Here is a 23,178-nt window from a genome sequence, read left to right as displayed (position 1 = left end):
AAGCCCCGCAGGGCTTTTTAAAATCGGTCAGCATTACTCGTCAATCTCTGCTGCAGTATCTGTATCTGCCAGTGCTAAGGCACCAGGACGAACATTGTCTTTTTTCTCAATCACATGTTCCAGACTGCGTTTTAGCCGGTCAATCGCACCACGAATGGCAGTATCCACATTGTGAGCGCGATGATTGACGACCACGGGTTTTAACCCTGCAGGACGCGCTTCTATCATGCAGCGAATATCATCATCACCGCCTTTGGCGCCATTTTCATCACTGAGATGGACTGAAAAATGAGTAATACGCTCACTATGGCGCTGGAATTCTTGATTTAATTCTTCACGTACATAATCAATTAAACGCTCGCTATTCTGAATGTGTTTATCTGTACGAAGTTCAATATTCATAAATTACCATCCTCAATCTTTGTAACTTTTTGAGTGCAAAAATTTTTATCTTGGCACGTTTGTAACTTGCTGTTTCGCATCGCATTTCACTTCTTCAAATGATTGGAATTACACCCTCCACTTTGAATGATGAACACATTTTTGAGTCTGCAGAACCGTGTCCTTATATCTTGAATATCAGCCCTATCTTGAAAATATGCAAGTCCTATTTTGGCTTTTTAGCAAAAGAATAATGGATTGTGACAACTGTTTACTCAGCTTAAAATAGGGTTATTGACCTCTCTCAATTACATTATCATTCATATGATTTCATCAAAAATTGATAGCGAAATATTCTTATAAAAAAGTACAAATAACATCCAGATCACTCTGTTCATGAGCTGAAATAATGGCAAAATCTGAAGAGTTTATCTGAAAATCTCAGGAGCAATAATCAGGTGGATTTTCTGGAGAATATAAGCGTGACAAGCCTTACAATGGTTCTTCCCTCTGCTAGGCTGGTGATTGTTTTCTACTCGTCTTAAAGATTTTCAAAAATTCTTATATCTTCCCCTAAACACAATTTTCTTATGGATTTTTGTATGCAGGAAATGACCGGTCAGGATGATTTCCACACAAGCCAAACAGTTTAATAAATAAACAAAAAACTTTAATTAAAGCTTGAATTTATTACACAAAATGAACAGGAATTTAAAGATTCTGGCAGCTAGAGTCGCTTAAATACCGGCCAAATAGCTTCATCGAGCCAAACATTTTCATGCTTTTTAGCAAAATATTCGCTCTAAAAATACATCGCTATTGTGCTTTCTCTTTTTGATGAATGATGAGATGGCAATCTTGCAAACTCAAAATACTAAAAAAAACAGTGAGATTTAAATTCGATTGAACAGAGTTTCAGCTTTTTTATTTCAATAAAGCTTTCTTGGTTTTTATACTGCCTGATTTAAATTTTTTTGAATAATAATGACTTAAAAGCTCATCTCTTATTTTCGGAAATGCCTATCGATGAGATCAAATATTTCCTCATGCTGAAGACTTGGAGATATTTAGGTCAGCGATCAATTTTAACTTTATTTTTACGCATTAATCTGTATGCTTACTCTGCTTTCTTGGGGGAGAGATTTAAATGAAATTGACACAACTCGCGGCACTTTGTGCATTGGCTACCACTGCAACATTTACCCAGGCAAAACCAATCTGGCAAGACTTTAGCCTGACCGGCCTTTATGGTGAAAACTATAAAGTACCATTTTCAACTCAAGATGAAAAAATTGAGCAAAGCACAGTTACTGCTGAATATGCCGCTGGTTTTAAATATGGCGATTTCTTTGCCTTTGCGGATCGTACCAACAATGATCCAAATGGTAACGAAACCTATTTTGAAGTTGCACCACGTTTAAGCCTTGGCGCGGTAACTGGCCAGAAACTTGAACTAGGCCCTATCACAGACATATTGATTGCAACGACTTGGGAAGGCAACAGTGCCAAGGGTAGTTATTTTAACAACTACCTATATGGTGTTGGTTTTAATTTAGCGATCCCTTATACCAACTATGCAACCATCAACTTCTATAAAGCCGACAATGATCTGCAAAAAGATGATTATCAAATGACGATCACTTACGCAGTACCATTTAAAATTGGCAGTGAAGAGTTCCTGGCAGATGCTTTCCTGGATTGGTCAACGGCTGAAGATACCCATGCTAGTGAATTGAACTGGACTAGCCAGTACAAATGGAATGTAGGTAAGCATATCTCTCCAGACACTAAACTTTATGTAGGTATCGAACATTCAGTTTGGAACAATAAATATGGTTATAAAGGCGTAGACCAAAATGACGTCAGCGCACTTGTGAAATATCATTTCTAATTGATGTATGATCGAAAGCAGAACTCCGGTTCTGCTTTTTTTTAAACTGTGATTTCAGCTCACCTCTACTAGAACAAGAATATGCCTGATTTTGATATTCGACCTGCGACCGAACATGATCTTGAAACCATCCTCGAGATTTATAATCAGGAAGTACTCTATGGTACTGCGACCTGGAACAGAACAGCCTTTGATTTGAACTATTTTAAAATCTGGTTTAAACAGCTTAAAAATCAGAATTTCCCGGTTTTTGTGGTTGAAGATACTCAAAATCAAGTCGTTGCTGGCTATGCCTGTTATGACCAGTTTCGTAGTATTCAGGGCTTTCAACAGACGGTAGAACATTCCATCTTTTTAAATCCGAATTATGCAGGACAAGGTTTAGGTTCTAGCTTATTAAAGCATTTAATTGAAGAGGCTCAAGCACAGCAATTGCATATCATGGTCGCAGCGATTGATTCAGAAAATATCTCGTCGATTCGCCTGCATGAAAAACTGGGCTTTGTGCAAAGTGCTTATATGCCGCAAGTTGGACAAAAGTTTGGTCAATGGCGCGATCTGGTGCTATTACAACTGAATTTGGAGCAGGCCGAAGTAACGGCTCTTTAAATCTCCTGTTATTTAGACCGGCTTCTCTTTTATTAAACTGGTATCGAAACAGACACTCTATTTACTTCCAAAGCTGGCTATGTTTTATTCAGATCAAAGCCGTCCAGAGTAAAACAATGTATAAATCTCTATGTTGTATTGGTATTTTAACTTTAAGTACACTAACTTTTGCCGATTCAGATTTTGAAAAAGAACTTCGTACAAGCTGCAGCAAAGTGAAGAGCTACGCCAATAATGGCAAAAAATTCTATGATCAAAAACACTATCAACAGGCCATAGCACAATTTAAGCAACAAGCTGCCTGGTCATCTTTTTGTGAAATGAACCGGGATGAAGCTAAAACCTCTTTCTCTGAACAAGCCATTACAACAGCATTTAATAATGTGGGTTTAAGCTACAGCAAACTTGGCAAGCCTCAATGGGCACGTGCCTGGTTCTCCGTTTACCCCGATGCTAAAAGTAGTCAATTTAATTTAAAACAGCTTCCTCCACCTAAAAAGGACACTGAACTTGCAGGTACTTATGTACAGCATGCCGGTTTTGGTGCCTGGAGTACGCTGAAAATTGTCAAACAGCAGCAACATTATGCGATCGAATATGAAGGTCTCTATATGGGCTTACGCAGTTTGATTTATGGACCAAATCTAGGTGGATTTAATACCACGATGCCACTGAATAAAACACAGGCACAATATCGCTCTGAAGACTGCAAAATCGATATCTCTTTCGGCTTTGATGCCAAACTCGGAAGTCGTGCAGTGCTTAAGCAAAATAGTGGTGATTCAGGTTGTGGCTTTGGGCATAATGTTTCAGCGGCAGGAGTTTTCTTAAAAGTAGAGAATTAATCGGTTTCAGATATAAAAATATCAGCGCTCAGATCGAAAAAATAGTACTTAGATTCAAGCCAGCAAAAAGCCCGCAGTTGCGGGCTCTTGATCTAAAGAAAAGAGTGCTATTACACGATAATATCTGCCAGATTGCCTTTTTGCTCTAACCATTCCTTACGGTCACTGGCACGTTTTTTCGCAAGTAACTTATCCAGTAAACCTGCGGTAAAATGACTATCATCCAAATCCAGCTGCACCAAACGGCGTGTATTTGGATCTAAGGTCGTTTCACGTAACTGGCTGGCATTCATCTCGCCCAGACCTTTGAATCGGGTAATTTGCGGATTTTTGCTTTTGCATTTTTTCAAAATACCATTGAGCTCGTCATCATCCAGGGCATAGTGCACGTCTTTGTTGTCATCAATCCGATACAAGGGCGGCATGGCAACGAATAAATGCCCTTCTTCCACCAAGGTTGGGAAATGCTTGACGAACAGGGCACAGAGTAAAGTTGCAATATGCAGACCGTCGGAATCGGCATCGGCCAGAATACAGATTTTGCCATAACGTAGTTCTGACAGGTCATCTGAACCCGGATCGACCCCGATCGCAATCGCGATGTTATGTACTTCTTGCGATGCCAAAACTTCATCCGAAGAGACTTCCCAAGTGTTTAGAATTTTACCGCGAATGGGCATGATCGCCTGGAAGTTTTTATCACGCGCCTGTTTGGCAGAACCACCCGCAGAATCGCCTTCCACAATAAACAGTTCCGACTGATCCAGATCATGTCCAACACAGTCGGATAATTTACCGGGCAAGGTTGGACCGGCCACAATTTTTTTACGTTCTACTTTTTTCGCGGCTTTTAAACGGCGACCCGCTTTAGAAATGGCCATTTCAGCCAGTTGCATCGCGATATCAGAATTCTGGTTTAGCCAGAGTGCAAATGCATCTTTGGCAATATTTTGCACCGTACCTGAGGCTTCACGACTCGACAGACGCTCTTTGGTTTGTCCCGAGAACTGCGGCTCCTGGAATTTCAGCGACAGAATATAGTTGACACCATCCCAGACATCTTCCGCAGAGAGTTTCATATTACGCGGTAACAGATTACGCAGCTCACAGAATTCACGCATGGCATCGGTCACGCCTGAACGTAAACCATTGACATGGGTACCGCCCTGCGCAGTCGGAATCAGGTTGACATAGGATTCCTGAATGCTATCGCCGCCTTCTACATTCCAGCAAATCGCAAACTCGGCACTGGCACGCTCAGCGTCACCTGTTGCAACAAAAGCCGGTGCAGGAATGATTTCACGATCCTCAAGCTCATCCATCAAATAGTCGACCAGACCATTTTCAAACTGCCAGCTGATCTTTTCGTCATTGATCTGGTCAATATAATTGATCTGTAAGCCCGCAGCCAAAACCGCTTTGGCTTTGAGATTATGCTTTAAAGCTTTTAAGGCAAATTTGGGTGAATCGAAGTATTTGGTTTCAGGCCAGAAATGTACCGTAGTTCCCGAGGCACGTTTAGGCGCCTTGCCTGCCAGCACTTCAAGAGGTGCAACCGGCTCACCATTTTCAAAGGCCATTTTATACAGGTTGCCCTGACGCTGAACTTCAACTTCTACACGGGTCGAAAGTGCATTAACGACTGAAATCCCCACGCCATGCAAACCACCGGAAAACTGGTAGTTATCGGTGCTGAACTTACCACCGGCATGCAGTTTGGTCATGATGATTTCAATACCACTTTGACCATATTCGGGATGAATATCGACTGGCATACCACGACCGTTATCTTCGACAGATAATGAACCATCTTTACAGACCGTGACGGTAATCTTGTTGGCATGTCCGGCCAAGGCCTCATCGACAGCATTATCAATCACTTCCTGCGCCAGATGGTTCGGACGAGAGGTATCGGTATACATGCCCGGACGACGACGTACCGGATCCAGACCAGATAAAACTTCAAGAGATTGAGCCGTATATTGAGACACGTTATTCGGTTTCCTTTTTTATGCAGTCCAACAAAAACTGTAAGAGCAGCGGAATTTTCTCCGCAAAATCATCCATCCCGTGACTGCCATTCGCTTCGGTCATCAGCATTGCAGGGGGACGCGCAGCACTATAATAACGATGTGCTTCACGATAATCCAAAACTTCATCGCCTTGTTGCAGTAGAACCAGTATTTTGTCTGCATCTTGTGCAACTGGCAGGGCCAATTGTTGCAGTTGTCGAAGATCTGCATCATCCAGACACCAGTTCGGATGCACCTGCAAAGGCAGTTGCTCGTCAAACAGTTCACGAAACAGTTGCCATGGTCGCATTGCCGGATTAATCAGTACAGCAGGCACAGCATGCTGTGCGACCAGATATGTCGCATAGAATCCGCCAAGACTGCTGCCCACCAGCGCCACATCTTGCATTGACTGAATCTGCTCGGAAAGCTGCTGAATCGCAGCCAGTGGCGACATATTTAAATCAGGCAAATGCACCTGAACCCCGGAGTATTTTGCACAGTAGTGTTGCAGCAATGTCCCCTTGATCGAGTGGGCATTACTTTTAAAGCCATGCAAATAAATAATATTCATGAACTACCAACAAAAAACCCATTCATCATCAAAATTTAATTTAAAAAATGTGAAGTACACTACAATATCAGACCCGTTAATTACTTAAATTGTCTGACAAAAAAGCCAGAAGTATTCTGTAATTCTCGCTATTTTAGAATGAAGGCCTCAATATCTGGAAACTCGACAAGAAAAAGAATTTATACCGCGAAGTTCTTTAAAAAGAAAGATGACAAATCATGCGGCTCATTGAAAGGACAGCATCAGATGCCAAGTTTGACACCGTTACATGAAACCTATTGTCGCTGGGACCGAACCCCACCGAGTCAGGCCGATGTACTGGAAGGTCTGGCGCAGCTGGTGACGACGCGCTTTAACGACGTGATTCAGGAACTGATCAAGAGTATTCAACGTGAAATTTTAATGAGTATTTTTGGTTTAAGTGAAAATAATTCACAAAAAATTCAGAATATTCCATCGATTGCCCGGCTCTATCAAATGTCCTATGACATGCTGTTTCATTATGGCAATACCCTGATTGCACCCGGTCTACGCCAGATTATTGAACGTTTTCCCAAACTGCATAATAAGCCGCTGACACCTTCCTTGTATTTTCTGGTCAGTGCCTTAAATGGCATTATTGGGGATTATCTGCTGAAATATCAAAACCCTTTGGCCTTGCCCATGGTGATCTATAATCATTATGGCTCATTGCAAAATGGTGAACTGAGCGGACGGATTACCCTGTTTGTACATGGCTTATGCATGAACCATTTAGACTGGTCAAATCGCAAATATGAAGGGATTGGAGAAAAATTACTGGCCCAGCGCGACCGCAATACCATGCTGTATCTGAATTACAATACCGGTCGGCGAATTTCAGCCAATGGCCGCAGTCTGGCCAATACCTTGCAGGATCTGGTTGCTCGCAATCCGAGAATTACCAGTATTGACCTGATCGGGCATAGCATGGGGGGTCTGGTCTCTCGTAGTGCGCTGTTTTATGGCAAGCAGAATATGTATGGCTGGATCAATATGGTGGAGAATCTGGTCTGTCTCGGTTCACCGCATCATGGTGCTGTTCTGGAACGTTTTGGGTTTAGCTTGCAGGACAAACTTGGACATTTCCCGCTGATCCGGCTGATTGGTCATCTGGTCAATATTCGCAGTAACGGAATTCTGGATTTACGCCATGGCAGCGTCCGTGATGATGACTGGGAGCATAATGCGCTTCGGATCGGCTTTATGGATGACAACCGTAAACCTGCCCCGATCCCGTCGCATATCGACACCTATCTGGTTGCAGGTACGATCGAATTTGAAAACCGCAAAAACAAGACCCTGCACGTGATTGGCGACTATCTGGTCAGTATCAAAAGCGCTTTGGGCGAGCATCCCAATCCGCGTTTCCAGCTCAAAGTTCCGGATGCCCACAAGGCTATTTTCTATGGCTTGAACCATTTCGAGATTCAATATCATCCGCTGGTCGCCGAACAGGTGGCACGCTGGTTCTATCCAAGTGTAGAAGATGAAGCCTTTGATCAAATTCGTGAATATACAATTGATCTGGAAAGTCTGGAAGGTATTGCCCTGACTTAACTTTCAGCGCATTAACAAGCCCTCAATTGAGGGCTTGTTAATGCGAACTTATTAATATTTATCTCTGAGCCGTTTAACCGGTGCAGTTTTATATTTGCGCAGCAGTTGCCATAGACTGACCAGCAATAAAATACTAAAGAAGATCAGAGACCAGACCGGCAAAGATTGCCCCAAGAAAATCCAGTCAATGGTGGCACACTCGCCAGAACCATTGAGTACCTGTTGCAATACCGACTGCATTGGCAAGGTTTCCAGCCAGTATTCCAGGCCAGGACCACAGCTCGGCACCTGATCCGGTGGCAGATTCTGTAACCAGACATGCCGGGCAGCGACGCCCACAGACCATAAAATACTCAGCGAACCTAGCAAGGCATAGAGCCGCTTCATGATATTGGATTTAGGGTTATGCAGACATGCGATGAGTGAGATGATCCCCAGTCCAATTAATCCCACACGCTGAAACACACAGAGTGGACAAGGCACCAGGCCTTGTACATGCTCAAGATATAAGGCAAATGCCATTCCAATGACAGCAGCCAAAAATAACATACCACTCACGAAGCGATAACCCCATTGCATGGTGAATCCTCTTATTTTTTATCGATATTGGGCTAAATAATCAGCAAAACTGACGCTGCTATCTTGCTCGAGTTGCTGTTGTTGCTGCAATGACTTTTGTGACATTTCTTCAAAATAAGCCAGTGTTTCCGGGCTAAGCTGGTGTGCTTCATAAACACTGCTATGTTGCTGAGCCAGATGCTGGCCAAAGTGCCACATACTGCCTTGAGTGCGTGTATCGCCCACCACCAGGGCAGATAAAGTCGCATCAACTTCATCGACCCGGATCTGCATCATTTTCATGGCATTGCTATACAGATCGGTTGCATAGGTCTGATTGAGCAGCTCGGCCAGAGGTTGCATGCGTTGCAGATGCATGGCACACCAGTCTTCAATCGGATAGCATTGACCATCTGCCAGAATTGCAGCATTCGGCGCACGGCCACGATTTACCACTTCGGTCTGATTCTGCTCAATGATCTCCTGCTCCTCACCGAAAAGTGCTGGACTGTCCTGCAATAAACAATACAAGGCCACCACTTCCAGGAAGCCGGCGGTGTCTTCATTGATGCCAATCGGGCTATATGGATTGACATCGACTGCCCGCAGCTCGACATAGGCAATCCCGCGATTTTCCAGGGCTTGAGATGGGGTTTCACCCTCTTGTGGCACCTGCTTCGGACGTACCAGACTGTAATATTCATTTTCGATTTGCAGCACATGATCATTGATCTGAGTCGGCTGGCCATCTGCTGCATTTAGTCCAAGACGACTAAAGGGTTTATACGGCGTTTTGACTGCTTTTTGCAGTCCTTCTAGATAGTCTTGCAAGTTATTATAGTGAATGCCGAGCTGTTTCTGGGCTGAGTTCTGGTAGCCAAATCGTCCCATACGCAATGCTGTCGCATAAGGGGTATACAGGGTGCCTTTTACCAAGGGCAATAGATGATGATCACGACCGGTCATAAAGCACTGGCAGACTGCCGGACTGGCACCGACCAGGAACATCACCAGTGGGGTCAGACGAATAAAGTTACGGATCAGCCCCATATAGCGGTGGCTGCGATAATCCTGCAGGCTTAAGTCCTTGAGTGCTTCATCCTGCTCCTGCTGCTGTAAGGCTTCGAACAGATGATCCGGGAAAGACAGGTTATAATGCACCCCTGAAATGGTCTGCATACGGCGACCATAACGCACCCCCAAGCCATGACGATACAAGGTTTTAAATAAGCCGATATTCGAGCTGCCATACTGCGCCAACGGAATACTTTCATCGCGGCTATCCAGCATGCAGGGCATCGACATCGGCCAGAGTTTTTCCTCATTTTCCAGATGACGATGCACAATCGCGTGAATATCAGTGAGATAGTCCAAGGCTTTTTTGATAGTGTCCTGCGGCGGCGTAATGAACTCCATTAAGGCTTCAGAATAGTCTGTGGTGATATGTGGATGAGTCAAGGCTGAACCCAAGGCACGCGGATGCCCTGCCTGTGACAGGAAACCATCACTCTGCATACGTAAGCTTTCACGCTCAATACCACGCAGCATGCCTTTGATGAGTGACGACTCTACCCAGGTCGGTAACACATTTTGGGAAGTCGGTTCAGGTTGACTCATTACAATCTCGCTTAAAGGGGCTAAACTATTAAATTAAAATCATCAGTTTAATCAGTATAACGTGATTTCTGGCCGGCACATGATAGGCTGTCTAGTTTTCAGGCAAACCATTGATTTTTAATTTGGCAATTTTTTAACACAAAGTTCCTCTATAAGACATGTGAAATTTGTGATTTTATGAATAAATAAATGCTAATGAATTGTAAATGTTATGAATTATCAAGATATTTTAGACTTCTGGTTCCATGCTGACAGCCAGCCGTTGTGGTTTAGCCAGAGTCATGAATTCGACCAAAGTATCGCGCGGCAGTTCATGAGCACGCATCAGCAGGCCGCCCAGGCTGAACTCTGGTCCTGGCGTAAAACCGCCGAAGGCCGTCTGGCTGAAGTTATCGTTCTAGACCAATTTTCACGAAATTTATTCCGTGATTCGCCGCAAGCTTTTGCTCAGGACAGTCTGGCACTGGCCTTGGCGCAAGAAGCTATTAGCCTGGATCTGGATCAACAGCTCAGCCCGGAACAACGCGCTTTTTTATATATGCCTTTCATGCACAGTGAGTCTAAACTGATCCATGAATTCGCATTAAAGCTGTTCCAGCGTCTGGGCAATCCGACCAATCTGGAGTTCGAGAAAAAGCACAAGGTGATTATCGACCGCTTTGGGCGCTACCCTCATCGCAACCAGACCCTGGGTCGTGACTCGACCGATGAAGAGTTAACCTTCCTGACCCAGCCCGACAGCAGTTTTTAAAGCCTGTTTTTGTGACTGGATCATTGCATCAGGAGATCGAACATGAAAAATATGCTACTGGGATTGAGTGTGATCGCTGCCATCAGCCTGAGTGGTTGTGCCACGACGCCTTCAAAACCATTAACGTTTGATCAGTTGGGCCGCTACAGTACCACGCCACTCAACAACAACACCTATCGGATTGGGTTTCAGGCCCGGCCCAATATGAGCTTTGGCACGGCTGAGGAAATTACCCTGGTCAAAGCCGCGCAGACCACTGTGCAAAATGGCTTTCAGTTCTTTAGAGTGCTGAATGATCCAAGTAATCGTACCCAGCAACCGCCACGTCAGGCGATCGTCTATCCGGCACCGAGCTATTATCCATATGGTTATTACCGTCGCTATCCGGGGTTCTGGCCAGACCCGTTCTATGACCGTCCTTATACTGTCACCCTGGATCCTGCTCAGGTGGCCTATACCATTGAATGCTTTAAAGCCGGTCAGGCACCCAGTGATGCTTTCGATGCGCGCTTGATTTTACAGTCACTTGGGGCTAAATATGGTCTAAGTCCATCCGGCGCAGTGCTGCAACCGCAACCGGCCAATCCCTCTTGACAGGATGATCTATGCAGACAGAGCGTATCTCACCGAGCTTACAACGCAGTAAACGTTTTGCGACCATCGCGCTGGTGGTCGCGGTACTGATCTGGTTGGCACTCATGCTTGCTGCCAAGCTGCTGCCCGAATATGTCTGGCTGATTCATATCCTGATGCTCTCTGCAGAAGCCGGTGTGGTCGGTGGTCTGGCTGACTGGTATGCGATTACCGTACTGTTCCGTAATCCTTTTGGCCGCTTGCCGATCCCGAAATTTTTACGTGACCATACCGAAATCATTCCCCGCAACAAGGCCCGTATTGCAGAGTCAATGGGCCGTTTTGTGCAGGAAAATTTTCTCTCTCCGCAAATTGTACAGCGCAGTCTGGCCAGTACCGACCTGAGTCTGGCCGCGGGGCGCTGGCTGGCGAATCCGCAGAATAATGCCCAGGTCACCCAGGTGATCCAGCAAACCGTGCCTAAAGTTTTCGAATTTGTCGGGCAGGAACAGATTGCCGGATTTATCCAGAATAATAGCGTGCAATGGGTCAAGAACACCCAGATCAATACCCTGGCCAGCGAGATGCTGCGCGCCGTACTCGAAAATGATTTCCATCAGGATGTACTGCAACGCGGCCTAGACGTGGTACATGCCTGGATGAGCTCACATCCTGAAGAAACCCGGGAACTGACCCGCAACCTGTTCAAGGAAATGGGAGTCTGGAAACTGGCCAAAGGCGCGAGCTGGATTGGAATTGATGTACAGCAACGCAGTATCGATTCTGTCATTCAGAGGGTTGAAGCGATGCTGGCCGACCCGGATCATCCTTGGCGGCTTAAAATTGAGGAAACTGGACATCACTGGATGTTGCAACTGGCCGATAATGACAGTGACGCCAGCCAGCGCCTGAATGAAACCAAGGATGCCTTGCTCGATAGTCCGCAAGTGCTGAATTTTATCAGTGGTGCCGTGGTGATTTTATGTGATGCCATTAAAGAGGATTTGCAAAAACCGGATTCCGGTATTGCCGAGAATCTCAGAATTGCGATTCAGCAGGTCGGAGAAAATATTATCTCGAATGCTTCAGTACGTGAGCTGCTGAATAAACGTCTTAGCGGGATCGCGGTGGATCTGAGTGATCAGTACAGTGAAAAAGTGATTCGTTTTATTAGCGAGCGCATTCACGAATGGGATTCGACCGAAATGATCGACAAGATTGAAAATGAAGTCGGTGGTGACCTGCATATGATCCGGGTCAATGGTGTCGTGGTCGGTGCCTGTATCGGTCTGGTGCTCGGGATTATCCGGGCGGCGGTGGAGCATCTGATTTAAAAACCCTTTTCTCTTTGATACAGCTTGGCTCTTCAACAGATTCAGGCTGTTTGGGGACAGAATAAAATCAGCCCAACCTTAAAATAAAACTTGCCTGCCCTATTTTTACATCGGCATTTTTAAAAGGCTGAAACCCTTACTATTGTCAGAGTTGTTTTAATCAATCACTTCGGTGCTTGAGGGCCGGACATATCCACCAATAGTCCGGTAAATTTGCGGACAACAGGCAATAAGGTCAACACGACTGGAAAGGCAATTGCCCAGGAAATCATCCAGTTGTGAAACCAAAGTGGCATGAATCCATCAATCCAGCCTAAATTGCGCAGCATATTGATCATGGAAATGATGCCACTCATCAGACCAGACAAGATAAACGGCACAATAATCAGTGCCCATTTCGCTGGAAGTTTAGGAATATTGCCAATAATGGTCGGATGTTGTTGCGAATCCACGGACTGCTCTTTTTCTATATTTTAAGATCACTAATATAAGCCAAATTTTATACTTCTGAAGGTGCATTTTTATTAAAATTGATGTTATTTTCACCCGATTGATCACATTCTCCCAAAGACCAGATTGTAAAAAATCTGTGGAGTGATCGTATAATTTTTATTCCCTAGAAATGCTTTTACCTAAAGAGCATGAAATTTGCTATATTTGCTGTTTTTCTGCGACATTTATTTTCGACTGATTATGAACACGGCAATCCAAGCAGCTCTAGAACATGCAGTGCAATCCCTTCAAGCTGAAGGTGTCCTCCCATCTGACTGGAAAAATAGCAGTAGTTTGACGCGTACCAAAGACCGAACACACGGTGATTTCGCCTCAAATATCGCGATGATTGCCTCTAAAGCTGCGGGTATGAAGCCGCGTGATTTAGCAGAAAAAATGCTTGCTGTTCTTCCTGAAGTGGCGGATATCAGCAAAGCGGAAATCGCAGGTCCTGGTTTTATTAACTTCTTCCTCAATGCAGACCAGCGCTTTGTGGTACTCGATCAGATTCAAGCACAGCAAAATGCTTATGGTCGCACCCAGGTCAATGCGGACAAACGCATTCAGGTTGAATTTGTCTCTGCCAATCCGACCTCTAGTCTGCACGTGGGTCATGGTCGTGGTGCCGCGTATGGCATGACCGTTGCCAATCTTTTAGAGGCGACTGGTGCCAAAGTAGATCGCGAATACTATGTCAATGATGCTGGCCGTCAAATGGACATTCTGGCCACTTCAACTTACCTGCGTTATTTAGAGTTAAATGGTCAGGAACTGGTCTTCCCGAAAAATGCTTACCAAGGCGACTATGTCAAAGAAATCGCGCAAAGCATTATTGACCAGGATGGCGATGCTTATGTCCGCCCGGTTGCGGATGTGTATAAAGATGTACCGGAAGATGTGCAATTCGCTGCTGAACTGGATGCAGATGGCAACAAAGTGGTGGTGTCTGGCGACAAAGAAAAGCACATTGATGGTTTGATCTTTAATTCTCAGGCGTTGATTGGTACAGGCTATCGTGTCTTCCTACAGGCAGCACTCAAAGCGATTCTGGACGATATTAAAGATGACCTGGGCGAATTTGGTGTCACTTTCAACCAATGGTTCAGCGAAGAATCATTAACCGACAAAATTGAAGAAGCCTTACAGACCTTAGATCAACGTGGTTTCCTGTACGAAAAAGATGGCAATATCTGGTTCAAGTCGACTGAATTTGGTGATGAAAAAGACCGTGTGGTGAAACGCCGTAATGGCCAGACCACCTACTTTGCCTCTGACATTGCCTATCACCTGAATAAATTACAACGTGGCTATACCGATATTATTGATATCTGGGGTTCCGATCACCACGGTTATATCGCACGTGTAAAAGCAGCGATTGATGCGATGGGCTATGACTCGAAGAAATTAACGGTGCTTCTGGTTCAGTTTGTCAGCCTGTGGCGCGGTGGCGAGATGGTACAAATGTCATCTCGTTCAGGTCAGTTCGTGACCTTGCGTGATCTGCGCAAAGAAGTCGGCAACGATGCTGCACGTTTCTACTATGTGATGCGTAAATCTGAACAACACATCGATTTCGATCTAGACTTAGCGGTGTCGCAAAGCAAAGACAACGCTGTATATTACATCCAGTATGCGCATGCCCGAATCTGCCGTATGTTAGAAAAAGCGGCCTCTACAGGCGTGAATTTTGACGCTGCGGCAGCGCGTACTCTGGCGGCCCGACTCGAGCTGGATGCTGAAACTGAAGTTCTGGCTAAACTGGCTGCCTATCCAGAAATTCTGGTGCGTGCTGCAAACAGCCATGAGCCACATCAAATCGGCAACTACCTGAAAGAGCTGGCAGCCTTGTTCCACGGCTGGTACAACGACAATAAAGTACTCGGTGATGATGCTGAACTGACTCAGGCGCGTTTACTGTTATCAGTGAACGTACGTCAGGTATTGCGTAATGGCTTAGAACTTTTAGGTGTGTCTGCGCCTGAGAGCATGTAAGCAAAGCACCGCTTTGCATGCTCGCAAGACAAAAGCTCTACTCGAAGCCACAACGAAAACTGTTGTTTTAGCTGTTCAGAAAATACCTGGCTAGATTCTGCCAGCTATTTGAAAAAATAGTTCAAGTATAAATCTGGTGTGCAGTTTGATCTAAATAATGACATTTGGATCTTAATCACATAGGATGAAATAATAGTCAGGCATAACCACTGTTATGCCTTTTCTATGAGGCAACCCCATATAGAGGAAATCCCAAGTGTTTGGAAAAACGCAACGCGGTGTATCTGAAAGACCGAATAAGCCTAAAAAGCCACTGATTCCGACCTGGCTCGGCACACTCGTGATCATTTTAATCGTGTTAAGTTTTTTAATGGCACTGATGCTCTGGAAGCCATGGGAACCGGTTAAACCGAAAACTCAAACAAGTGCTGAATCTGTCCAAGAAGAAGATACCAATAAAGATTACCGTTTTTATGATCTGTTACCACAGCAACAAGTGACGCCGATTCCTGAACAGGCCGTCCCTGAAAACAAAAATCAGGATACAGTAGTGATTGTAGAAGCACCTCGACCTGAAGTAGCTCCACCTGAAGCGACGACGACTGAACCTGGCTTAGAAGCCAGTGAAACGCCTGTTGCCACACCGGCCAGTTATATTCTGCAAGTCCGTAGTTTTGATGATCCGGATCAGGCCGATGCCCGCCGTGCCGAAATTATTCTCAATGGTTTATCTGCCGATGTGGTACGCAGTGTAGAAAATGGTAAAGTCTGGTATCGCGTGGTTTCAGGCCCTTACGATTCTGCAGAAGCAGCGATTATCGCGCAGCAAACCTTGCAAAATAGCGGAATCGATTCCATCGTCGTGAAACGATAATTTTCTAGAAATAAAAAAAGCGCCTGATGGCGCTTTTTTTATTTGGATCTCTCTAACCTTCTCCTGAATAGGAGAGGCCCCCCTTTTTTTAAAGGGACTGAGGGGGATTTTTATTTATTTTAAACGAGAAAATATTTAATCCCTCCAACCTCCCTTTAATAAAGGGAGGCTAAAATTTTTAAACTGTATGCCCCAGCGCTTCACCCATATTCACCAAAGAATTGGCCTTGAATGCGGCATCCCACTGCATTTTATTTTCTTCGAATAAAATCACTGCTGTTGAACCGAGGTAGAAACGACCCAGTTCTGCCCCTTTTTCCAGGAATAGGTCATGCTGATTAAGTTCGATCCGGCCTGAAGGCTTCACTTTGCCGGTTGCCACGGTTTCAATACCCGCCACAATCATCGCACCGACCAATACCACCGCCATACGGCCGATTTCAGTATCAAACAGACAGACCATACGTTCATTGCGTGCAAACAGGCCCGGAATGTTTTCTGCGGTCACCTGGTTTACCGAGAACAGCTCGCCTGGAACATATAGCGTTTCAGTTAATGTTCCGGCAAATGGCATATGCACCCGATGATAATCACGTGGCGACAAATACACGGTCGCGAATTCACCATTTTTGAATGGCTCGGCCAGTTGCGGATCAGCAATCAGGGCTTCAACGGTAAATTTCTGGCCTTTAGCCTGGAACACATCGCCATTTTCAATTTTACCCAGCTGGGAAATCGCACCATCTGCAGGCGAAACAATGCTCGTAGCATCTGGATCAATTGCACGGATACCTTCTTTTAGGGCACGCGTAAAAAATTCATTAAATGACTTGAATTTCAGGGCATTGGCCTGTTCAGCAATCGACATATCAATACCATACTGCGCCTTAAAGGCAGTAATTGCAGCAGTTTTGATAATCGGGTTTTCGCTGGCGGCAATTTTACCCACCACCCGAGACAAGCGATGTTGCGGTACTAATCGTTGAGCTTTAATAAAAAACTGTTGTTTTAAACGTGACGTGATGCTCAAGATGGCAGCTCCCCTGTAGCGATTGGACTATCGAGGCGGTTGCCCCATTCACTCCACGCACCATCATAGGCTCGAATTTTCCAGCCCAGTAAACGACCCAAAATATAGGCCAAACCTGAGCGGTGATGGGACTGGCAGTACACCACAACGGGTTGATTCAAATCAAAGCCCAGTTGTTCCAGGCGCTGCTGAGTACGTGGTAAAGGCTGTAATTTTAAATGATTTTCGCGATTAAGGGCAGTACTCCATTCAAAATGACGTGCTCCCGGAATGTGACCGCCGCGTCGAGCCGCTAAACGTAAACCGGTATATTCATCTTGCGTACGGCAATCCCAAATTTGAACCTGTTGATTTTCAACCTGTTGGCGCAGTTCATCATAGCCAATCTGAAAATTTGCCTGATGGTCAAGATTGACCTGAAATACATCCTTCACTGGTGCAAACTGTTCCTGACTGGAAGAAGTCGGCAAACCGGCACCGAGCCAAGCATGAATCCCGCCATTCAACAGACTGGTATTTTCAAAACCCAGACAATGCAGGTTCCAGAGCAAACGCCCTGCCCATGCCCCGCCCTCATCATCATAAGCCACCACATGATGCTCAGAAGAAATATTCAGATAATCAATGAGAGCCTGCAAGCCTTCCGCGTCCGGCAACAGTCCCATCGCCGTTTCTTCCTGACGCACCAGCAGCTTGGGTTGTAAATGCAGGGCATGTGGAATATGCAACTGCTCATACACAGAAGCCCGGCTGAGGTCGACAATACGAAGTTTTTCATGGCCCAAATAGGGAACTAAATCTTCTGCCTCGATCAGCAGACCAAAATTAAAAGCTGAAGCTGTCATCGTTATCATGGCTATGATGGGTCAAATTGTTTTGATCTTAGCACAGCTCATTTTTACACTTATGCGGTTTCTTTTAAGATGATTAGCAGGATTTTAGATAAGTCATGCTAAAAATCCATCTCGTATAAAAAAACCGCCCCTGTAGCGAAGCGGTTTTTAAAATTGCTCATGTCTAAAATGTGCTTAAGCAGGTTCAGTGATCTCGAAAACCTGACGCAAATAAGCCAGGAAAGTATCATTATCAGTCATGGTTTTGCCTGGACTGTCCGAAATTTTTGCCACCGACTGACGGTTACATTCCACCAGTTTCAATACGATATTTAAGGGGGTTTGGCCCATGTCGTTGGTCAGGTTGGTGCCAATCCCGAAACTGACCTGAAAACGGTCTTTAAAGTATTGATGCAGTTTCCAGGCTTTTTCCAGATTCAGACCATCACTGAAAGTCAGCATTTTGGTTTTGCTGTCAATTTTCAGTTTTTTATAATGTGCATAGGCCTTGTCACCCCAAACATAGGGATCACCACTGTCATGACGCAGGCCGTCAAACAGTTTGGCAAAATACAGGTCAAAATCACGCAGGAAAGCATCCATACCGACCACATCAGTCAGGGCAATACCTAAATCACCACGATATTCCTGTACCCAGGTTTCCAGCGCAGATTTCTGGAAATTACGCAGACGCACGTCAAGCGCCTGAAATGCTTGCAGGAATTCATGCGCCATGGTGCCAATCGGGGTAATTCCCAATTCTTTCGCCAATAACACATTACTGGTACCACGGAAGACATGTGGTGCAGCCTTGTTGAATTCTTCTACCACATGCTTTTGCCATTCGAAACTATAACGGCGACGTGTCCCAAAATCCGACACTAAAAATGGCGGATCATGTGGATGTTGCGATGCATCGTATTCTTTTAATAATTGTATTTTCGCCTGTAAACGGCGCTCACCTTCAGCCAGCACTTCAGGACTACGGATCCGGCTAAAATACAGTTCATTGACAATTGCCAGTACGAAGATTTCAAACATCATCGCCTGAACCATCGGGCCTTCAATGGTGATATCTAAACGACCTTCGCTATCGATACTGGCCTGAATAAAACGGCGTTTCAGTTGAAACAGTTCCAGATAGTCGACGAAATCGCTCTTGATAAAACGCAGACTTCTTAAATATTGCAACTCGTCTTCTTTGAAGTTGAGCTGACACAACAGATCAAGTTGATGATTGAGATCATCCAGAATATCCGTCAGTGGATAGACTGTATCTTCCAGATTACGACAACGGAAATGGTAGACACTATGCGTTTGCGGAAACTTGTGTAATACCACTTGTAACATGGTGAATTTGTACAAGTCAGTATCTAACAGGGAACGGATAATTGGAGCCATAACTAAGGAAATATCGCTGTGCTTATCTCAACATTAAAGCATAAAATTTTATGTAATATTGCAGGATTTACGTACAGCTAGCTGAATTCGCGACAAAAGTATCAGAGTATAATGGGTATTATTTCGGCAACTGGCCTGGGGTTTTCCCCTGTTCTTGAATAATTTTCTGCAGCTGTTTTTCCTGACCAATCACCTTGGCAAATTCGGCTGTGGTCTTTTGCCCGGTCTGCTTGGCTTGGGCATCACAGTCGACCTGACGCAGCTGTTTGGCAATCGCAAATTCCATTTTAAACAGTGCCCCCATCAATGCGGTATTGCCTTTATTGTCGCGGGCGCAGCGATCAGCCCCATGATTGAGCAAGGTCGTCACAATAGTTTGATGGCCATAATAGGTCGCCATCATCAGTGGGGTAAAACCGGCACTATTGCGTACATCAACCGGAAAACCATACTTTAGAAATTCATGAATCACTTCGTCATTGCCGGTTTTGGCTGCGGCAAAAAACAATGCAACTAATTCCTGTTGTGAGCTCATCTGAACATTTTCCACAGTTTTAGCGGGGGAGGAGATCTCCTTGGCGGTGGCCACGTTTGCGAACATGGAACCTATCGCGAGAATACTGGCTAAAACTGCATGCTGCATAGCTTTCATGATGAACTCCAACAGAAATCAAATAGAGACATGAATCGAAAATGATTCTATTCAGATTAGATAAGATGAGTAAAACGGAGTGCCTGTAGAACTCCCCCTAGGGTGCAGGAAAGGTTTGGAGTTCTACAGGACTTTGCGGAGGTGAATTCTTAAACCCTAGTCACCAATCCTGATCGACCAATCGAAATCAGTCTTTAAGTTGTGCTGCTTTGGCTTTGACCATTGCGATGTTGCCATTTACCGCTTTGGTCATACGTGTACCGTAGTCGGCATCTGCCTTGTAGAAATAAGACAACATGATGTGCTTGGTTTCTGAATCTTTTACTGCACCTAAGTCCGCAGCCAGGTTCATAATCAGGTCATCTTTCTCTTTGGCAGTATACGAGCGGTACAGCTCACCTGCCTGCTTGAAGTTCTGCTCTTTCACACCGATTTGCTGTACATGACCCGATAATGGTGTTTGTACCGCACGTGCTTTTGCAGTTGCAGCTTTTGGCTCTTTGCGGCTTGGCTCATAGTTCACATCCGAGTCACGCTCAGACACGTTCATATAACCTTCCTGGTTGTTGTTATTTACAGCAACCACTGGACGGTTCACCGGAATTTGCTGGTGATTCACACCCAGACGGTACATTTGCGTATCTGAGTAAGAGAAGATACGGCCTTGTAGCAGACGGTCTTCCGATGGCTCAATACCCGGAACCAGATTACCTGGTGCAAATGCCGACTGTTCAGTCTCATTGAAGAAGTTCTTTGGCATGCGGTTCAGGGTCAATGTCCCCACTTTCACTTCTGGAACTAAGTCAGTTGGCCAGATCTTGGTGGGATCAAGTGGGTCAAAATCAAATTTGCCGAGATCTTTTGGATCCAGTACCTGGATATGCAGATCCCATTTCGGGAAGTTGCCGGCATAAATGTTGTTATAAAGATCATTGGTCAAGTGATTGAAGTCTTTGCCCTGTTGCACGGCAGCTTCTTTCACATTCAAACCCTTCACGCCTTGTTGCGAGCGGAAGTTGAATTTCACATATTTGTATTCGCCCTTGTCGTTATATAGCTTGTAAGCATGTACACCGAAACCATCCTGTTCGCGGTAGCTGGTGGGCACACCTTGTTTGCCGTACACATAAGTCAGCATGTTGGTAGCCCATGGCTGGCTCGAAAGGAAGTCAAATACACGGTTGGCATCTTGTACGTTTGTCACCGGGCTTGGCTTCATTGCATGAATGAAGTCCGGGAATTTGATCGCATCACGGATGAAGAATACCGGTGTCTGGTTACCGACCAGATCCCAATTCCCTTCTTGAGTATAGAACTTGATCGCGAAACCGTGTGGGTCACGTAGGGTTTCCGGTGAACCTTTACCATGAATTACCGTAGACATACGGACAAAAACTGGAGTCTTAGTACCGGTCTTGAATAGAGAAGCAATTGTTAAGTCAGACAGGTCTTTAGTTGCAACGAATTCACCATAAGCCCCTGTACCACGCGCATGTACCACACGCTCCGGAATACGCTCACGACCAAAACGTTGTAGTTTTTGTACCAATTGAACGTCTTGAAGCAAGACTGAACCATTTGGGCCTGCTGTGATTGAGTTCTGGTTATCACCGACTGGCGCACCATTGTCTTTAGTTAGAGGAGCAGCTTGTGTGGCTGTGACAGTTGCAAGCATTGCAACCAGTAATGAACGCTTAAACATTTCTAAATCTCTCAATTTATTACCTTTCCTGCAGGTGCTAAGATATATAAAAACTAAAAATTGTTAAAACAGATTATTTTTATCACTTCAATCGTTTTAATGAATTTATAAAAATTAATCAATTGATTTTCAAATATTTAAAACTCATAAAAATTAGCATCTGATACTGCTTCAGGTTTTATTCTTGCTACAATCACGCCTATCTATCGTTATCAGTCAATATGTAAAATGCGTGCCTTATTACAAAGAGTTTTAGAAGCTAAAGTCGTGGTCAAGGGTGAAACCACTGGCGAAATAAATAAGGGAATTCTGGTTTTTCTGGGTCTGGGCAAGGACGACAATCTGGAAAAAGGTAAAAAGCTGATTGATAAGATATTGAAATACCGATTCTTTGATGATGAACAGGGCAAAATGGGCTGGAATGTCGGTCAGGCCGGAGGCGGTTTACTGCTGGTTTCGCAATTTACCCTGATGGCGCAAACCCAAAAAGGTTTACGTCCAGATTTTGGCCCTGCCATGCCACCTGCTGCTGCAAAAGAGCTGTATGAGCAACTGGTTGACTATGCAAAGTCACAATTTGAACATGTACAAACTGGTATTTTTGCAGCGGATATGAAAGTACATTTGGTCAATGATGGGCCGGTGACCTTTAATTTAGAAGTTGAATAGCGACATTATTTTCCACATTAAAAAGCCCTCAGATTCAGTAATCGAGATCAGGCAGGAAACTGTCTGGTTTTTTATTATTGTTATTCATAATGATATGGGGTAGCTGGAAACCTCATCCCCAACGGTCTGGGGCATCAGGTGTATTGTACCGCAAGATTAGAAAATAATTGTTTCTGCAAAAGATTTAAAAAAATTAAGGAGCTTAGATCTAAACTCCCTAACTGACTGGCATTACCCAGATTGAAACTGGCTGAATCCTGCCCTCAGCCCTCCTTGAAAAAGGAGAGGAAGTCAGGAGCAGAGTTTTATTTACCCGTTTTTTCTTTAATAAACGCCCGGGCAAATTTAATTTTTTCTTTGACCGGTTTGGGCAATTTGGGTGGAATCATCTTCGCCACCTGGTTAAACCAGACCAGCAGGCCAAAGTCACCTTCCATTTTGATGGTGCCACTTTGCATACCGGTCATGAATGCTGTCGGGTCACCTTTGACCAAGGTCTTTACACCCTGTTCACTATCAGCAAACTGCAATACAAAATCTGCTTTCTCTGCATCACCTGAAACCGTCTCAATCTGGCCATTATTGACAATGATCTGACGTGCCATACCTTCATCTGTGCCAATCTGGATCCGGAATTGACGCTCATGTACCAGTTCAATAAATTTTGGGCTGGTACGTGCCAATTGCTTCATACGTAAAGCCAGACCCGCGACCAACAAGTCCAGTGGATCTGTACTCATATCAATAAGAGGAAGTTTTAACACAGGAATGGACGACAGTTTCATGGAGGATGCCTATTCTAATTGTACG

22 protein-coding genes are annotated in these 23,178 nt (G+C 44.8%); 10 read left to right on the top strand and 12 right to left on the bottom strand.

Annotated features, from left to right (window positions below):
* Positions 1 to 33: 33 nt before the first annotated feature.
* Positions 34 to 402 carry an HPF/RaiA family ribosome-associated protein gene (locus tag FTT73_RS08050; protein WP_005094974.1) on the bottom strand — a complete coding sequence of 123 codons (369 nt, stop codon included), beginning with the start codon at positions 400 to 402 and terminating at the stop codon, positions 34 to 36.
* Between the two features lie 1,126 nt (positions 403 to 1,528).
* Here FTT73_RS08050 and FTT73_RS08045 point away from each other — a divergent pair.
* The 3 genes from FTT73_RS08045 to FTT73_RS08035 all read left to right on the top strand — a co-directional run bounded on the left by FTT73_RS08045 (position 1,529) and on the right by FTT73_RS08035 (position 3,726).
* Complete coding sequence (locus tag FTT73_RS08045; RefSeq protein ID WP_180191255.1) at positions 1,529 to 2,272, top strand: outer membrane protein OmpK; 744 nt, start codon at positions 1,529 to 1,531, stop codon at positions 2,270 to 2,272.
* 81 nt (positions 2,273 to 2,353) lie between these two features.
* Positions 2,354 to 2,881: a GNAT family N-acetyltransferase gene (locus tag FTT73_RS08040; RefSeq protein ID WP_180191254.1), complete on the top strand. Its 528-nt coding sequence runs from the start codon at positions 2,354 to 2,356 to the stop codon at positions 2,879 to 2,881.
* Between the two features lie 116 nt (positions 2,882 to 2,997).
* Complete coding sequence (locus FTT73_RS08035; RefSeq protein ID WP_100329524.1) at positions 2,998 to 3,726, top strand: hypothetical protein; 729 nt, start codon at positions 2,998 to 3,000, stop codon at positions 3,724 to 3,726.
* 110 nt (positions 3,727 to 3,836) lie between these two features.
* Here the strand turns inward: FTT73_RS08035 and parE are convergent, their stop codons facing one another.
* The gene (gene parE / locus FTT73_RS08030; RefSeq protein WP_100354951.1) at positions 3,837 to 5,717 is read right to left on the bottom strand and encodes a DNA topoisomerase IV subunit B; all 1,881 of its coding nucleotides are present in this window, start codon (positions 5,715 to 5,717) and stop codon (positions 3,837 to 3,839) included.
* Between the two features lies 1 nt (position 5,718).
* Positions 5,719 to 6,312, bottom strand: coding sequence for a YqiA/YcfP family alpha/beta fold hydrolase (locus tag FTT73_RS08025; RefSeq protein ID WP_180101122.1), 594 nt, complete (start codon positions 6,310 to 6,312; stop codon positions 5,719 to 5,721).
* Between the two features lie 246 nt (positions 6,313 to 6,558).
* Here FTT73_RS08025 and FTT73_RS08020 point away from each other — a divergent pair, with 246 nt between their 5' ends.
* Positions 6,559 to 7,890 carry a hypothetical protein gene (locus FTT73_RS08020; protein WP_180191253.1) on the top strand — a complete coding sequence of 444 codons (1,332 nt, stop codon included), beginning with the start codon at positions 6,559 to 6,561 and terminating at the stop codon, positions 7,888 to 7,890.
* A gap of 51 nt (positions 7,891 to 7,941) precedes the next feature.
* On the opposite strand, the gene FTT73_RS08015 is transcribed toward FTT73_RS08020, so the two are convergent.
* Both FTT73_RS08015 and gshA read right to left on the bottom strand, forming a co-directional pair.
* The gene (locus FTT73_RS08015; protein WP_074383842.1) at positions 7,942 to 8,469 is read right to left on the bottom strand and encodes a disulfide bond formation protein B; all 528 of its coding nucleotides are present in this window, start codon (positions 8,467 to 8,469) and stop codon (positions 7,942 to 7,944) included.
* Between the two features lie 18 nt (positions 8,470 to 8,487).
* Positions 8,488 to 10,065, bottom strand: a complete 1,578-nt coding sequence (gene gshA, locus FTT73_RS08010; protein ID WP_100356996.1) for a glutamate--cysteine ligase — start codon at positions 10,063 to 10,065, stop codon at positions 8,488 to 8,490.
* A gap of 211 nt (positions 10,066 to 10,276) precedes the next feature.
* Between gshA and FTT73_RS08005 the strand changes: the two genes are divergently transcribed.
* The 3 genes from FTT73_RS08005 to FTT73_RS07995 are packed head-to-tail and all read left to right on the top strand — an operon-like array spanning position 10,277 to position 12,723.
* Positions 10,277 to 10,816 (top strand): DUF924 family protein, encoded by a 540-nt coding sequence (locus tag FTT73_RS08005; protein WP_005173312.1) that lies wholly within the window; start codon positions 10,277 to 10,279, stop codon positions 10,814 to 10,816.
* Positions 10,817 to 10,858: 42 nt separating this feature from the next.
* Positions 10,859 to 11,410: a hypothetical protein gene (locus FTT73_RS08000; RefSeq protein ID WP_005173315.1), complete on the top strand. Its 552-nt coding sequence runs from the start codon at positions 10,859 to 10,861 to the stop codon at positions 11,408 to 11,410.
* A gap of 11 nt (positions 11,411 to 11,421) precedes the next feature.
* The gene (locus FTT73_RS07995; protein WP_005173316.1) at positions 11,422 to 12,723 is read left to right on the top strand and encodes a DUF445 domain-containing protein; all 1,302 of its coding nucleotides are present in this window, start codon (positions 11,422 to 11,424) and stop codon (positions 12,721 to 12,723) included.
* Between the two features lie 164 nt (positions 12,724 to 12,887).
* Here the strand turns inward: FTT73_RS07995 and FTT73_RS07990 are convergent, their stop codons facing one another.
* Entirely contained in the window at positions 12,888 to 13,175 is a 288-nt protein-coding gene (locus FTT73_RS07990) for a DUF2798 domain-containing protein (protein ID WP_074383837.1), read from the bottom strand.
* Positions 13,176 to 13,416: 241 nt separating this feature from the next.
* Here FTT73_RS07990 and argS point away from each other — a divergent pair, with 241 nt between their 5' ends.
* Entirely contained in the window at positions 13,417 to 15,207 is a 1,791-nt protein-coding gene (gene argS / locus FTT73_RS07985) for an arginine--tRNA ligase (protein ID WP_100354955.1), read from the top strand.
* Between the two features lie 256 nt (positions 15,208 to 15,463).
* The gene (locus tag FTT73_RS07980; protein ID WP_004647198.1) at positions 15,464 to 16,081 is read left to right on the top strand and encodes an SPOR domain-containing protein; all 618 of its coding nucleotides are present in this window, start codon (positions 15,464 to 15,466) and stop codon (positions 16,079 to 16,081) included.
* A gap of 178 nt (positions 16,082 to 16,259) precedes the next feature.
* Here the strand turns inward: FTT73_RS07980 and asd are convergent, their stop codons facing one another.
* The 5 genes from asd to FTT73_RS07955 form a co-directional block, all read right to left on the bottom strand.
* Complete coding sequence (gene asd, locus FTT73_RS07975; RefSeq protein WP_004647197.1) at positions 16,260 to 17,111, bottom strand: archaetidylserine decarboxylase; 852 nt, start codon at positions 17,109 to 17,111, stop codon at positions 16,260 to 16,262.
* Positions 17,108 to 17,956 carry a sulfurtransferase gene (locus FTT73_RS07970; protein WP_180191252.1) on the bottom strand — a complete coding sequence of 283 codons (849 nt, stop codon included), beginning with the start codon at positions 17,954 to 17,956 and terminating at the stop codon, positions 17,108 to 17,110. The genes asd and FTT73_RS07970 overlap by 4 nt, the downstream gene beginning before the upstream one ends.
* A 183-nt stretch (positions 17,957 to 18,139) precedes the next feature.
* The gene (pncB, locus tag FTT73_RS07965; RefSeq protein ID WP_100357001.1) at positions 18,140 to 19,345 is read right to left on the bottom strand and encodes a nicotinate phosphoribosyltransferase; all 1,206 of its coding nucleotides are present in this window, start codon (positions 19,343 to 19,345) and stop codon (positions 18,140 to 18,142) included.
* Positions 19,346 to 19,463: 118 nt separating this feature from the next.
* Complete coding sequence (locus FTT73_RS07960; protein ID WP_180050754.1) at positions 19,464 to 19,997, bottom strand: ankyrin repeat domain-containing protein; 534 nt, start codon at positions 19,995 to 19,997, stop codon at positions 19,464 to 19,466.
* A gap of 187 nt (positions 19,998 to 20,184) precedes the next feature.
* On the bottom strand, positions 20,185 to 21,699 hold the full coding sequence (locus tag FTT73_RS07955) for a catalase (protein ID WP_159516520.1): 1,515 nt from the start codon (positions 21,697 to 21,699) through the stop codon (positions 20,185 to 20,187).
* A 228-nt stretch (positions 21,700 to 21,927) separates the two neighbouring features.
* On the opposite strand from FTT73_RS07955, the gene dtd reads away from it, so the two are divergent.
* On the top strand, positions 21,928 to 22,368 hold the full coding sequence (gene dtd / locus FTT73_RS07950; protein ID WP_180191251.1) for a D-aminoacyl-tRNA deacylase: 441 nt from the start codon (positions 21,928 to 21,930) through the stop codon (positions 22,366 to 22,368).
* A gap of 305 nt (positions 22,369 to 22,673) precedes the next feature.
* Here dtd and FTT73_RS07945 read toward each other — a convergent pair whose 3' ends face one another.
* On the bottom strand, positions 22,674 to 23,153 hold the full coding sequence (locus tag FTT73_RS07945) for an SCP2 sterol-binding domain-containing protein (RefSeq protein WP_005173328.1): 480 nt from the start codon (positions 23,151 to 23,153) through the stop codon (positions 22,674 to 22,676).
* Positions 23,154 to 23,178: the final 25 nt, after the last annotated feature.

The sequence above is a fragment of the Acinetobacter sp. YH01006 genome, from assembly GCF_013420445.1.
In the GTDB taxonomy this organism is placed as follows: Bacteria; Pseudomonadota; Gammaproteobacteria; order Pseudomonadales; family Moraxellaceae; genus Acinetobacter; species Acinetobacter pseudolwoffii.
This window is presented reverse-complemented; position numbering and strand designations above follow the sequence as displayed.